The 10,465-nt window shown below is 65.5% G+C and carries 11 protein-coding genes and 1 pseudogene; 7 read left to right on the top strand and 5 right to left on the bottom strand.

Going from position 1 to position 10,465, the window contains the following annotated elements; translation table 11 throughout:
* Positions 1 to 441 (bottom strand): annotated as a pseudogene (locus H8B02_RS40415) (adenylate/guanylate cyclase domain-containing protein); the annotation flags it as partial.
* 77 nt (positions 442 to 518) lie between these two features.
* Here H8B02_RS40415 and H8B02_RS40410 point away from each other — a divergent pair.
* On the top strand, positions 519 to 971 hold the full coding sequence (locus tag H8B02_RS40410) for an SRPBCC family protein (protein ID WP_229171272.1): 453 nt from the start codon (positions 519 to 521) through the stop codon (positions 969 to 971).
* Positions 972 to 984: 13 nt separating this feature from the next.
* Here H8B02_RS40410 and H8B02_RS40405 read toward each other — a convergent pair whose 3' ends face one another.
* Complete coding sequence (locus H8B02_RS40405) at positions 985 to 1,626, bottom strand: HD domain-containing protein (RefSeq protein WP_229171271.1); 642 nt, start codon at positions 1,624 to 1,626, stop codon at positions 985 to 987.
* A 224-nt stretch (positions 1,627 to 1,850) separates the two neighbouring features.
* Here H8B02_RS40405 and H8B02_RS40400 point away from each other — a divergent pair, with 224 nt between their 5' ends.
* Both H8B02_RS40400 and H8B02_RS40395 read left to right on the top strand, forming a co-directional pair.
* Positions 1,851 to 2,816: a GlxA family transcriptional regulator gene (locus H8B02_RS40400; RefSeq protein ID WP_229171270.1), complete on the top strand. Its 966-nt coding sequence runs from the start codon at positions 1,851 to 1,853 to the stop codon at positions 2,814 to 2,816.
* A gap of 83 nt (positions 2,817 to 2,899) precedes the next feature.
* Positions 2,900 to 3,466 (top strand): histidine phosphatase family protein, encoded by a 567-nt coding sequence (locus tag H8B02_RS40395; protein ID WP_229171269.1) that lies wholly within the window; start codon positions 2,900 to 2,902, stop codon positions 3,464 to 3,466.
* Positions 3,467 to 3,487: 21 nt separating this feature from the next.
* Here H8B02_RS40395 and H8B02_RS40390 read toward each other — a convergent pair whose 3' ends face one another.
* Positions 3,488 to 3,841 carry an MmcQ/YjbR family DNA-binding protein gene (locus H8B02_RS40390; RefSeq protein WP_229171268.1) on the bottom strand — a complete coding sequence of 118 codons (354 nt, stop codon included), beginning with the start codon at positions 3,839 to 3,841 and terminating at the stop codon, positions 3,488 to 3,490.
* Positions 3,842 to 4,040: 199 nt separating this feature from the next.
* Between H8B02_RS40390 and H8B02_RS40385 the strand changes: the two genes are divergently transcribed.
* The 3 genes from H8B02_RS40385 (at position 4,041) to H8B02_RS40375 (ending at position 6,169) form a co-directional block, all read left to right on the top strand.
* The gene (locus tag H8B02_RS40385) at positions 4,041 to 4,661 is read left to right on the top strand and encodes a PadR family transcriptional regulator (protein ID WP_229171273.1); all 621 of its coding nucleotides are present in this window, start codon (positions 4,041 to 4,043) and stop codon (positions 4,659 to 4,661) included.
* A 23-nt stretch (positions 4,662 to 4,684) separates the two neighbouring features.
* The gene (locus tag H8B02_RS40380) at positions 4,685 to 5,335 is read left to right on the top strand and encodes an O-methyltransferase (protein WP_229171267.1); all 651 of its coding nucleotides are present in this window, start codon (positions 4,685 to 4,687) and stop codon (positions 5,333 to 5,335) included.
* A 120-nt stretch (positions 5,336 to 5,455) separates the two neighbouring features.
* Positions 5,456 to 6,169 carry a GNAT family N-acetyltransferase gene (locus H8B02_RS40375; RefSeq protein WP_229171266.1) on the top strand — a complete coding sequence of 238 codons (714 nt, stop codon included), beginning with the start codon at positions 5,456 to 5,458 and terminating at the stop codon, positions 6,167 to 6,169.
* Between the two features lie 24 nt (positions 6,170 to 6,193).
* On the opposite strand, the gene H8B02_RS40370 is transcribed toward H8B02_RS40375, so the two are convergent.
* The gene (locus H8B02_RS40370) at positions 6,194 to 8,080 is read right to left on the bottom strand and encodes a right-handed parallel beta-helix repeat-containing protein (protein ID WP_229171265.1); all 1,887 of its coding nucleotides are present in this window, start codon (positions 8,078 to 8,080) and stop codon (positions 6,194 to 6,196) included.
* 241 nt (positions 8,081 to 8,321) lie between these two features.
* Complete coding sequence (locus H8B02_RS40365; RefSeq protein WP_229171264.1) at positions 8,322 to 9,647, bottom strand: TROVE domain-containing protein; 1,326 nt, start codon at positions 9,645 to 9,647, stop codon at positions 8,322 to 8,324.
* A 418-nt stretch (positions 9,648 to 10,065) separates the two neighbouring features.
* Here H8B02_RS40365 and H8B02_RS40360 point away from each other — a divergent pair, with 418 nt between their 5' ends.
* A complete protein-coding gene (locus H8B02_RS40360; protein WP_229171263.1) occupies positions 10,066 to 10,341 on the top strand; it encodes a hypothetical protein in 276 nt (91 codons plus the stop codon).
* Positions 10,342 to 10,465 lie beyond the last annotated feature (124 nt).

Genomic DNA, 10,465 nt, shown 5'->3' with positions numbered 1-10,465 from the left:
CGCGAGCGCGGCGAGCGGTGCAGTCGTGAAGCGCGCCGCCTCGCGCAATTGATCCGCCTCGGCCGGCGTGAAGGCGCGTGTCCCGATCCAGCCGAGGGTCGGGCCATCCGGCCGCGTTCCAATCGTGTCCTCGTGGATGGGGCCGGGCGCGAGGCTATTGAGCCAGCGCCGGCCGGCATCGCCGGATCCGACCATATCGGGCATTGCAAAGGGCTGTTCCGGCGCGAAGCCGAGCGCCTCGATGACCTCGCCATTGCCCGCGCCCCACAGCCACGTGCGCCTGGCGATCAACGGGTGCGGAACTTCGAGCGTCAGCGCGCCGCCGGCAAGCGGCAGGCCATCCGTGATAAGGTGGCCACCCAGGTCCGCCAGCAACCGGTTGGCGCCTGCGGTCTCGGCTGCGGCGTCGACCAGCCAGCTCAGAGTCGAGGACAATTGCATCGCCCCATCATGGGGTTGATGCGCCACCCTTGTCACGAATTATCCCTGAAGACCCACCGTCAATGGAGAGTGAACCGATGACTGAAGCTTTCATCGTTCAACGCGAGATCCAGATCGCAGCGCCGCCGGCAACCGTGTTCGCCTTCCTGACCGATCCGCAGAAGATCGTGAGCTGGATGGGGCTCGAGGCCGAGACCGAGCTGCATCCCGGCGGGCTCTATTTGCTCAAGGGCCTCGGCAACGACCGCAACCGCGCTGCGCGCGGCGCATTTCGCGAGGTCGTGCCGGTGCATCGTCTCGCCTACAGCTTCGGCTGGGAGGGCGGCGCGGAGGTCCCTCCGGGATCGAGCCTGATCGAGATCGACCTGATCAACAAGGACAGCGGCACGCTGTTGCGGATGACCCATAGCGGCCTCCCGAACGCGGAGCAGTGCGCGAGCCATAGCAGGGGTTGGACGCACTACCTTGCGAGGCTCGCGCTCGCGGCCGCTGGGCGAGCTCCAGGCCCCGACCGCGGTCCGCACGCCTGAAAGTCGCCTTGCCTTAGGTCGGCCATTTCGAGCCGAGGATGATCGAGCAGAAGTTCACCCGTGTGTAGTTTATGTCCTTCAGCGCCAGCACGTCGGCCTTGACGTTACCAAAGGTGGTCAGCGGCTTCTCGATGGTGCCGGCCGCGAAATGATCGATGATGTTCTCCTTGAAGTTCGCCTCGCGCGGATGATGCGCGCAGACATGGTCGCGGTGCTCGTGTGAGAAATCGTCGTAGGCGATGCCGGGCACGTCCATCTCGACGCCGGCGGTGACCAGCGCGATGGTCGGACGCATATGCTCGGGGATGCCGGGCGTGGTGTGCAGCGCGATCGAGGCCCAGACGTCCTCGATGTCGCGCTCGGCGACGCCGTAGCCCTTGAGGAAGTCGCGTGCGGCGCTGGCACCGTCGACCTCGAAGCGCAGATCGGGGCTCGCATGTTCGGCGGTGAGGCCCATGTCGTGGAACATGGCGCCGATATAGAGCAGCTCGGGATCGAACTTCAGCTTGCGGCGATTGCCGGTGAGCGCGCCCCAGAAGAACACGCGGCGGCTGTGATTGTAGAGCAGGTCGTCCTCGGTATCGCGCACCAGCTGGGTCGCGGCGCGGGCCATGGCGCTGTCGGGTACACGGATGCCGGCGATGATCTCGCTCATTTCAAGACGCTCCTCGATATGGCAAGACGATGCCGTGGCGTGCGAACACGCGGGGCCCGCCGGCGCTCGTCTCTGCGGTGTGTTCAGATCGCCTGGTGGCGTGATCCGTGATCTGTTTGTCGCCCGTCTTGGCCTGATCCCGCAACGCTCGTGCGCCGCCGGATCGGGCCAACGAGACATCGTTTCGCGCCACAGGCAAGGAAAGGCTGGGGCAGGGAGAAGGTATGGCGGTTCACAAAGTGGCGATCGCGATTCACGAAGGGGTTCAGGCGCTCGACGTCGCCGGTCCCGTCGATGTGTTCGCGGAAACCAACGGTTTTGTCGCGGCTGGCGATGGCTATGAGACCGTGCTGGTCGGCGCCAGCCGCGAACCGCTGCGCGCATCGAACGGCATGAAGATATCAGCCGACCTCAGTTTCGATGAGGCAAAGGAGAAATTCGACATCCTGCTCGTTGCCGGTCGGCCGGCCTTGCCCGAAGCCGAGCCGGATCCGGCGTTGACGCAGTGGCTGCGCGGGGCGCCCGCGCGCGCCGAGCTCTACGGTTCGATCTGCACCGGTGCCTTCGCGCTCGGCCATGCCGGGCTGCTCGACGGGCACAAGGTGACGACGCATTGGCAGAACGCGCAGCTTCTGGCGGCGTGCTTTCCGGCCGCCGAGGTGATCTTCGACCGGATCTATATTCGTGACGGCAGGCTGATGACCTCTGCCGGCGTGACCGCGGGCATCGATCTCGGTCTCGCGCTGGTTGCCGAGCGTCATGGGCCGCAGGTTGCGGTCGCGGTGGCAAAGCGGCTGGTCGTGGTGGCGCAACGCCAGGGCGGGCAGTCGCAGTTCAGCCCCTATCTTACCGCGCCGGTCGACGAGGATTCGCCGATCGCGCGCGCGCAGGCGCACGTCATGCAGCGTGTCGGCGAGCGCCACACCCTGCAAACGCTGGCCGAGGCAGTCGGCATGAGCGTGCGCAATTTCGGCCGCGCCTTCGCGCAGGAGACCGGCCTCACGCCGCATGAATTCGTCGAACGCGCGCGGGTCGACGCCGCGCGCCGGCTGCTCGAGGGCTCGGACCGGCCGCTGAAGGCGGTCGCGTTCGATTGCGGCTTCGGCTCGGCCGACCGCATGCGCATCGTGTTCACCGAGCGGCTCGGCGTGTCGCCGGCACAGTACCGGTCGAGCTTTCGCAAATTGTGACGCCGTTCATGAATCAGAGCATGCCGCCAGCGTAGGATCGAAATTGCCCTTGCCAGCAACACATCTTCCCCGGGGAGGACGCCATGGATGCGCTCACGCTCTTCATCATCCGTCACGCCGAAAAGCCTGATGATGGCTGGCCGGGGCCCGGCTTCACCGCGGACGGTGTGTCCGATACCGAGTCGCTTGTCCTCCGCGGCTGGCAGCGCGCCGGCGCATGGACCGCGTTGTTTGGCACCGACCTCGCCAAGGGCGACTTTGCCAAGCCTGACGCGATCTATGCCGCGACGCCCGGCACCACGCCCAACCGGGGCCCGAGCAGCCGTCCCGCTGAGACGATCTCGGCGCTGGCGGCGCGTCTTGGCGCGACGCCCAACGAAGGTTTTGGCAAAGGTGATGAGCCGGCGCTGGTCAAGGCGCTGCTGGCGCTGCACGGCGTCGTGCTGCTGTGCTGGGAGCACAAGGCGATCATCGCCGACGTCCTTCCGTTGATACCAGTCAGCAGGGGCAAGCCGCCCACCAAATGGGACGCCAGCCGGTTCGACGTCGTACTGCGCTTCCATCGCGCCAAGGGCGATGACAAGTTCGCCTTCAAGGAGCTGTTCCCGAAATTGCTGTCGGGCGATTCCGACGAGCCGCTGGGTGGCTGAACCGCGCTGCGGCTCGGCCCGTCAGTCGAGCCCGAGCGCCTTGCGCGATTTGCGCGTCAGCTTTCCGGCAATGAGCGCGTGGGCCTGGTCGAGATAGGCCTTGAGCTCGCCGTCGGGCAGGGCGTCGTTGCCGATCAATTGCACCCATTTGGCACGCGCCAGATACGGCGCCGGCCGCGCGAGCTCCTGCTCGATCAGAAGCTGATAGGCCATGTTCGAGGTCTTGAACATGAAGCCGCCGGTGCTCGCGATGAAGCCGCCGGCCAGCGCGAACATTTTGCCGCCGACCTTGAACACCGACGTGCCTTCCCATTGCACCACCTTGGTGGCGGCGGGCAGGCGCAGGCAATGAGCTTCGAAGGTTTTTGGGCGCATGAGTCGGAAGGGCTGGCGGGGCATCAAAGCCATAGGCCAGCCGCGCGAAGACGGGCAAGCCCGGCGTAAACCGCCAATCCCGGCCAGTACCGGTCGGTGTTTGTCCGCGGGACCTCACGAAAATGTGGGTTGGCGCCAAACCTTCTGTAGATATATCGTAAGATATGTTTTCAGTAAGGAATGACCAATGAGACGATCGATGTTTGGCGGCCGGGACGATGACGGATTCCGGTTTGGGTTCTTCGCCACGGGACGGCACGGCCGGGGCGGCCATCGTTTTGGCCGCGGCGGCCATGGCTTCTTCGGGCGGGGTGGCGGCGGCGACTTTCCGGGATCGCGGCGGCTCTCGTCGCAGGACCTGCAGCTCGTCATTCTCGCGCTGCTCGGCGAGCAGCCGGCGCACGGCTACGAGTTGATCAAGAAAATCGAGGAGCGGTCGGACGGCTTCTACAGCCCGAGTCCGGGCGTGATCTATCCGGCGCTGACCTTCCTCGAGGAGATCGGCCATGCCAGCGTCACCCAGGATGCGGCGCGCAAGCTCTACAGCATCACCGAGCAGGGCAAGGCGCATCTCGCCGAGAACCGCGCCACCGCTGACACCATTCTCCAGGCGCTGTCGCGGATCGGCGGCCGCATGGAGGAGGTGCGCGAAGCCTTCGCCGGCGTCAGCGATCTCGATGGCGAATCCTCCGACGACGTGCACCGCGCCCGTCACGCGCTGAAGAGCGCGCTGCGCCAGAAGCGCGGCTGCGATGCCGCCGAGGCGCGCCGCATCGCGAAAATCCTCGACCGCGCCGCCGCTGAAATCCTGCAGCAATGACGCAGCCGCAAGGGAGACCCTTCATGTACAACGCTGAACCGCACAGCGCGATTGCCGACGCCCGCGTCGCTGCCGTCATCGCGCGCCTGCAGGCCACGCGCCTCAGGCCGGCCGCCGGCGGTCCGCGCGGCAATTTGACGATGAGCCGCGATCCGCTCGACTATGCAGAGCAGGGCTTCTCAATTCATCCCGAGCAAGGTGAATTGATCTATCTGTTGTGCCGCGGCCTGCGCGCCAAACGCGTCGCGGAGTTCGCGACGTCGGTCGGAATGTCGACGCTGTATTTCGCCGCCGCGATGCGCGACAATGGCGGCGGCACCGTGATCGGCTCGGAGATCGTGCCGGCCAAGGTCGCAACCGCGAAGCACAACCTCGCCGAGGCCGGCCTTGCCGACTATGCCGAGATCCGCGAGGGCGATGCGCGCCAGACGCTGCGCGATCTCGGTGGTCCCGTCGACTTCATCCTGATCGACGGCTGGCCGGGCGAGAAGGGACCGACACTCGCCCGCCAGGTGATCGAGATCGTTGCTCCGCAGCTTCGGGTCGGCGGCTATGTCATGAATGACAATGCCGAGGCGGATTTTCTGGAGTTCGTGCGCGATCCCAAAAATGGCTTCGTGTCGATCACGCTGCCGCTCAAGGGCGGTACCGAGCTCTGCCTGAAGGTCGCCTAAGGATCGGTTCGGCACGGCGAAATCCGCTGGCGCGATTGTGAGCCGTAATGACATCACGCCACGCTGGATTTTGTCGGCGCTTCTTGCTCTGTTCGAGGAAAATCGGGAGCGAAGCGCCGCATGTCCGAAGTCCCGCCGATCCATCCGCTTGATCGCCCGATCTGGAGCGCGCTGACCACGAGGCAACGCGACCTTGCGGAAGGCGGCGCCGAGGCAAGGCGCTTTCCGATCGCGATCGCACCCTTCGCCGACATGATCGACATGTCGGCCAATAGTTTTGCCGCGCTCGGTGCGCTGTTGTCGGGACCTGACATCGCGGTGCTGTTCACGCCCGATCCTGTCCCTGTGCCGCCGGAGTTCAAGGTGCTGTTGGCCGAGACCGGTGAGCAGATGATCGGCACACCGGCGGAGTTTTCTCTGCCCAGCGTCGAGATCGTCACGCTCGGGGCCGCCGACGTTCCCGCGATGATGGCGCTGACGGAAATGACAAAACCCGGACCGTTCAGCGCGCGGACGCATGAACTCGGCACCTTTCTCGGTATCCGCGTTGGCGGCGAGCTGGTCGCGATGACCGGGGAGCGGATGAAGCCGGGCAACTACAACGAGATGACCGCGGTCTGCGTGCATCCGGACCATCGCGGCCGCGGCTACGCCCAGGCGCTGCTGTCGGCGGTCGGTCGCCAGATCGTGGCGCGCGGCGAGATTCCGTTCCTGCACGTCTTCACCAGCAACGTCTCCGCGATCGCGCTCTACCGCCGCCAGGGCATGGAGATCCGCCGCCGCCTGCACATCACGGCGCTGCAGAAACAGGGGGAGGGCAAAGTCCGGGAATGATGCCCTGAGCGGCGTCGCGCTCGCTCACGCCGGCCTGTTGCCGGCGAGATACACCGTGCGCTTGTCGCAGCTCGCATCGATCGCGACGGCATTCGTCGCGATCCGGCCGTGTGCGGCGACGTTGTTGCTGATCTCGACGTTCCTGGCGCGGCCGACGAAGATCGCGCTGTCGGGTTTGATATGGAAGAACTCGCCGGCCCCGAACACGCTACCGCGCACGAAAGTCTGGCCGATCACGTTGCCGGCGATTTTGAGGCCGGCGGCATTGCTGACGAAGATCGCGTAGATAAAGGAATCGTCGATGTGATTGCCTTCGATGATGACGCGCCGGTTCTGGAAATTGTCCTGAAATCCCTTGGCGCCTTCCGGCGGCACCATGCCGACATAGATCGTGCCGAGCGTTCCGCTGCCGCCGGTCAGCTCATTGGCGCCGTTGACGCAGTGGCTGAAGCGGTTGTTGCGGAAGACGAGGTTCTCGGCAAATCCCGACTCCGACCAGAAGCCGATGTCGCTGCCCGCCTGCAGCGCGACGCCGGTCGAGAATGTGAACTGGCAGTTCTCGACGATGGCGTTCGGCGCCTTCATCAGCACGCGGCCGCAGGCGTGGAAATTGCAACGCAGCACGGTCGCGCCCGATCCGATGTGCGTCAGCGAGGTGATGGCATCGCCGGTCTTGAGCGGCAGGTCCTGCTGCAGGACCACGTCGTAGATCAGGTCCGGCAACGTGGTCGGGCTCCTGTTCTTCCAGAGCTGGGCGATCTTCGCCTTCAGCTCGGGCGCGTGGCGCTTGGTCAATTGCTCGACCTTGCCGCGTCCGAGGGAGCGAAACGTCGCATGGTCGCAGCTCTCGATATCGTCGCCGGCCGCAAGGCCGATGTCCCATTTCGGGCTGAGCAGAAACCGCCGCGGCGCGGTCTTCGCCACGACGTAGTAGTAGAAGCCGTGCACATTGACGGCATCGTCGGAGGTATTGGCGAAACTGCAGTCCTCCATGGTCGGACCGCGCGCGACCGCGGTGAAGTGCGAACCGTCGGAATTGGTCGAGATCAGGCGGTCGGTCGTCGCGCCCTTCGGCCGGGGTCCCGGAACGACCGAGACTTTCTGCAGTATCATCGAGCCTTCGCCGCCGTTCTCGATGATGCCCATGCCTGGCGAGGCCAGCAGCTTCAGGTCGATCAGGCTGGTGGCGACGCTGGAGTCCACCGCGATGGCGTGCGCGCCGCTATTTGCAATGGTGACGACGTCACCGACCGCGATCGGCAGCTGGCTCGGGAAACGATCGTTCGCGCCCCACCGCAGATGCACCTTGATCTGGCCGTCGCCGAGGCGCGTGGCATGGGCCGGTGAGAGGAAATCCCTGGCGCCGGTCTTCAGTGCCCGGTTGCGGCGGTCCATCACCTTGAAGAAGCCATCCGTGAAGGTGGCGAGCAGTGCGGCATCATCGGGATAGCCGGGGTCGACCTTCACCGTGATGTCGACCGCTTGCTTGTCGAATGCGGTGATCGTTCCCTGGGTGAAGGGGAGCGGGTCGTAGTCGATGGTGAGATCGCGGATGGTGAGGCGGTTGCAGCCGGAGATCGCGAAGGTCCCGCTGCGTGCCGTGTTGACCAGCTGTGCGCCGTTGCCGTTGAGCTCGAAACCGTGCAATTGCCGGAACGCGAGCGGCCGCTTGATCCGGTAGCTGGCATTCTTCTCCAGATTGAGGACGATGTGAACCGGCCCCACCTTGCTCGCATCAGCCGCTGCCTTGGCGATGGCGGCCAGCGCCTTGGCAAAGGCCGCGTCGGCGTCGCCGCCGGAGGTGGCCGTGAAGGTGGCCATGTCGAAGGTCGCAGCCCCGGCGGCCGGCGCCGGTTCGGCACGGCCTTCGCTGCCAAGCAGCGGGCTCGCTACGGCAAACGAGGCAAGCATGAGCGCTCGCCGGCGGCTGATCGGCATGGGCACACGGCTCCCTCTGGACCGCGGTTGACTGCGCACATTGTCTGCCGGCCGAGATGAACCGCAGCGAAATGACGGGGAGTTGGCGTGAGGGCTCTCGACCTCGTGATGAGGATCGCCGCTGGGCGATCACAAATATGTCGGTTGCCACCCTTGAAAAAGACCCGGGCGCGCGGAGGTCCGCGCGTCCGGGTCCGTTGTTGTGCGACGCAGGTCAGTGCATCGTCTGTTCCGACGCTGCGATCCAGGCGATCACGGCCTCGGAGAAGCCGTCGACCCGCGTCCACGGGCCGTGTCCGACCCCGTGCCGGTAGGACACCACGTTGACCATGTATCCGCGTCCCTTGGGCGCGGGCACCTGGTCGTGGCTCTGCTCGTCGGTGAAGACGACCAGGCGATCGCCCTTGCGGTCGATCTCCGTCACCGCCTTGCCGAGATACGTCCCACCATGCGGCTGCGAGCCGATGATCGCATCGCGCAGCGCGAATCCGCGGCGCGGCGGCAGCTTCACGACCTCATTGCTGAACGTGAAGATCTCCACCTCGTCGCAGACCTCGCGGGCGAGGATCGCAAGTCCGCAGGCCGCTTCCGCCCGAGTCATTTCTGACTGGGCCGAGAGCGGAGTGAACATCGATCCCGACACGTCGATCAGGAGCCGCGTGCGGCCGTCAAGCCGTGCGTAATCCTTGACCGACTTCAACATCGCGGCCTCCAGCTCCGGCTCGAAGTCCGGCGCATAACGCGCGGCCGTGATGAAGCGGTAGGGAAGGATGCGGTCGGTCCGCATCGCGTCGATCGCCTCCGCAATGGTCCGGCGCGGCACCTCCGCCTTCTGCATCAGGCGCAGGTTGCGGAGCAGCGCCAGCCCGCCGAGCCGCTTCTCAGCGATCAGCCGCTCGAAGGTCTCACGCTTGTCCTTGCCGGACGAGAGCGAAACCTCCCAGGTATCGGGCGAGGCCAGCTCGCCGTCGACAAGCTGCTTCCACAACTTCTCCTGTGCGGCGTCCTTCGGCTTGGCGTGAACCAGGAACAGCACGTCCTTGATCCGCACCGCGCCGTCGCGATCGTACTTCGCGAGCTGGTAGGCGTCGAACTTGGTGAGCGCCCGCGCCAGTCCCTTCTTGATCTGTGCCGAGACGGGCTGACGCTTGCGCTGCTGCTGAGGGCCGAGCGCATCCGCCCAGTAGATCGCGAGCAGCTCGGTCATCTCGTCCGGACGCTGGATCACGCGGGCGAGCGTGTCGGCGACCAGACCGCGATGGGTTGTGTGCCGTGCCATCTCGCGAACCACCAGCAGCGGCGCGTGCCGCAGCTTCATGGTCTCGCGGGCGGCGACGGCGAGTTCCGCCACGCGCGTCGGCTCGACCTTCGGCACCAGCGCCTTGATGCGATCGGCGATCGCGACCCCGTCCTCGTAGAACTGGTTCTCCCACAGGAGGCAGTTCAGCAGCGCGCGCCGCAGCTCCATCTCAGGCGTGAAGCGCTTGCCGCGCGCCCCCTCACGGGTGAAGGCGCGCATGATCTTGTTGATCGTGGCCATGATGGCCTCCTTTCTGGTTCGATCATGGATTGGAAAGTGGTGCCGGGGAACAGACGAGAGCTGAACCGCCCTTGCGGGCTTTACGTGCTCGACCACTGAGCTACGGACTTGCGTCCGGGAGGAGTCGAACCTCCGACAGCGAAGTAGCAGCGCTCTTCACCACCGGCTGTCGGCACGACGTCGTAGCAAACGCAAGGCGTTTGCGCGCGGACACCGTGCCAACGATTGAAGACTACGACCCGGGAACAGGCGATTGCTGAGACCCCGGCAAGCCAAGGCCGGCCAGGAAGTGCTCTACCGCTGAGCTACCGGCGCACATGACACCGGGCGGGATTCGAACCCGCGACCTCTCGTTTCACAGACGATGTAACAGCGATCTTCACCACGGGGCGTGGAGAGGGTTGGCGGGGAACAAGCGATGCTGTTGCTGCCCTTGCGGGCGAACCGCCTTTCGGCGTGCGGGGTTCGAACCCGCTCGGCGCCGGAGCGCCTTCACCGCGAAGTAACAGACATCTTCACCACCGCCTTGCCGATGCGAGCATCGGCAATTGAGTTGGCACGCTGGGGAACAAACGATATCGGTGTTTTTGTGGTGGTGTCTGCGTCCAAAGGACCGGCGTTCCACCGTGCGACGTATCCGATATCTTCACCACCAGCGTCGGTTGAGCCGCAGCGATGCGGCAAACCGTTCTGAAAAATTTCGTCGCGGCGCTGTCGACGCGCCGCCGTTTGCGAACCCCTCGGAGTTCACTCTGCCATCGGTGTCCGGCTCATCGCCTTGTTCCCTCCGGCAGGCCCCGCGCGCTTGGGCACGCGCG

The sequence above is a fragment of the Bradyrhizobium altum genome, from assembly GCF_020889705.1.
GTDB classification, from domain to species: domain Bacteria; phylum Pseudomonadota; class Alphaproteobacteria; order Rhizobiales; family Xanthobacteraceae; genus Bradyrhizobium; species Bradyrhizobium altum.
Note: the sequence above shows the minus strand (reverse complement) of the source record. Positions and strands in the feature narration are given on the sequence as shown.

Bases quoted from the DNA above. Each gene is read 5' to 3' on its own strand.
- H8B02_RS40365 (WP_229171264.1), bottom strand. From the start codon at position 9,647: ATGGCCACGATCAACAAGATCATGCGCGCCTTCACCCGTGAGGGGGCG.
- H8B02_RS40385 (WP_229171273.1), top strand. From the start codon at position 4,041: ATGTTTGGCGGCCGGGACGATGACGGATTCCGGTTTGGGTTCTTCGCC.
- H8B02_RS40370 (WP_229171265.1), bottom strand. From the start codon at position 8,080: ATGCTTGCCTCGTTTGCCGTAGCGAGCCCGCTGCTTGGCAGCGAAGGC.
- H8B02_RS40405 (WP_229171271.1), bottom strand. From the start codon at position 1,626: ATGAGCGAGATCATCGCCGGCATCCGTGTACCCGACAGCGCCATGGCC.
- H8B02_RS40375 (WP_229171266.1), top strand. From the start codon at position 5,456: ATGTCCGAAGTCCCGCCGATCCATCCGCTTGATCGCCCGATCTGGAGC.
- H8B02_RS40390 (WP_229171268.1), bottom strand. From the start codon at position 3,841: ATGCGCCCAAAAACCTTCGAAGCTCATTGCCTGCGCCTGCCCGCCGCC.
- H8B02_RS40380 (WP_229171267.1), top strand. From the start codon at position 4,685: ATGTACAACGCTGAACCGCACAGCGCGATTGCCGACGCCCGCGTCGCT.
- H8B02_RS40410 (WP_229171272.1), top strand. From the start codon at position 519: ATGACTGAAGCTTTCATCGTTCAACGCGAGATCCAGATCGCAGCGCCG.
- H8B02_RS40360 (WP_229171263.1), top strand. From the start codon at position 10,066: ATGCTGTTGCTGCCCTTGCGGGCGAACCGCCTTTCGGCGTGCGGGGTT.
- H8B02_RS40395 (WP_229171269.1), top strand. From the start codon at position 2,900: ATGGATGCGCTCACGCTCTTCATCATCCGTCACGCCGAAAAGCCTGAT.
- H8B02_RS40400 (WP_229171270.1), top strand. From the start codon at position 1,851: ATGGCGGTTCACAAAGTGGCGATCGCGATTCACGAAGGGGTTCAGGCG.